Origin of the sequence: Pseudomonas sp. RGM2987, assembly GCF_022952855.1 — a bacterium.
Taxonomy (GTDB): domain Bacteria; phylum Pseudomonadota; class Gammaproteobacteria; order Pseudomonadales; family Pseudomonadaceae; genus Aquipseudomonas.
Window position 1 is genome coordinate 1 of the sequence record NZ_JALJDX010000029.1, and the last position, 1,194, is coordinate 1,194.

1 protein-coding gene is annotated in these 1,194 nt (G+C 53.5%); it reads left to right on the forward strand.

What is annotated here, in order from left to right; all coding sequences use genetic code 11:
* Window positions 1-214 precede the first annotated feature (214 nt).
* A complete protein-coding gene (locus RGM2987_RS00130; RefSeq protein WP_245138096.1) occupies window positions 215-1,162 on the forward strand; it encodes a transposase in 948 nt (315 codons plus the stop codon).
* The last annotated feature ends 32 nt before the right edge of the window (window positions 1,163-1,194 follow it).

Genomic DNA, 1,194 nt, shown 5'->3' on the forward strand with positions numbered 1-1,194 from the left:
CAGGCTCGCTTGTATGGTAGGACTTGAAGGGAGGAGGAGGGACAAGGCTCGATTCTGACTGTTAGCAGCAGTACAGACCGTGGGAGATTTCGCCCCTCCTCCTTTCACCCAAGCGCCGATAAAGAATGCATCTGGCCTAGACCGACGATAGGAACAAGCCTGCGCCTCTGGGTGAACCCTTCAAGTGTTCAAACCTTAGCCCGGAGGATTTTCCATGGCAATGCCAGTTTCGGTCACAAAGCCCATCGTGGGAGTGGATGTCGCCAAGAACGAATTGGTGATTTATCACGCCGAACATGACCTTCTTGAAGCCATCCCCAACGACAAAGCAAGCATCAAGAAGTGGCTCAGGGCTTTGTCAGCACCAGTCAAGGTCGCCATTGAGTCGACCAATATCTACCATCTGGAGTTTGCTGATCTGGCTTACCAAGCAGGTTGTGTGATTTACATGGTGGGCGGTTATGAGCTGCATCATTATCGCGAAGGCGTGAAGATTCGCGCCAAAACCGATGCGCTGGATGCCAAGCTGCTGGCTCGCTATTTGAAGAACGAAGAGCATGAACTCCATCCCTGGGCCCCGCCATCACCGCTGTATCGCCAGCTTCTGAGTCTTTTTCGCCGTCGTGCAGCCTTGGTTCAGGCTCGAGTCGCCCTAGTCCAAAGCTGGGCGAATGAGCCGCTATTGAAGACTGCTTTCGCCGAGCAAATTGAGGCCATGCAGAGGCTTGAGACCTTGGTCGAGAAAACGATTCAGGATCAATTGAAAGAGGCTGGTTTACTTGGCCAGTTGAAGCGTTGCCTGAAAGTCGAAGGTATTGGATTTCTGACCGGAGCCCGCCTGGTGACAGCGTTTCAGCGAGGCGACTTCCGAAACGCCGATGCCTTTATTGCCTTTTTGGGACTGGATTTGCGTGTGTCAAAGTCAGGCCAAAAAGACGGACGTCGTAGTCTGACCAAACGAGGAGACCCGGAAGCTCGTCGGCTTCTGCATAACGCAGCCATGTCGGCCCGGCGCACATCTGCCTGGAAAGGCTTCTATGAAAAGCAACTAGCCCGAGGATTCAGTACTACCCAGGCGCTAGTGATGTTGGCTCGCAAGCTTGCCCGGATCGTATTCGCTCTGCTGAAAGGGCAAAGCGAATACCAACCAAAAGCGGCTTGAGGGCTTCCACCAAACCATAGAATCTCCCACAG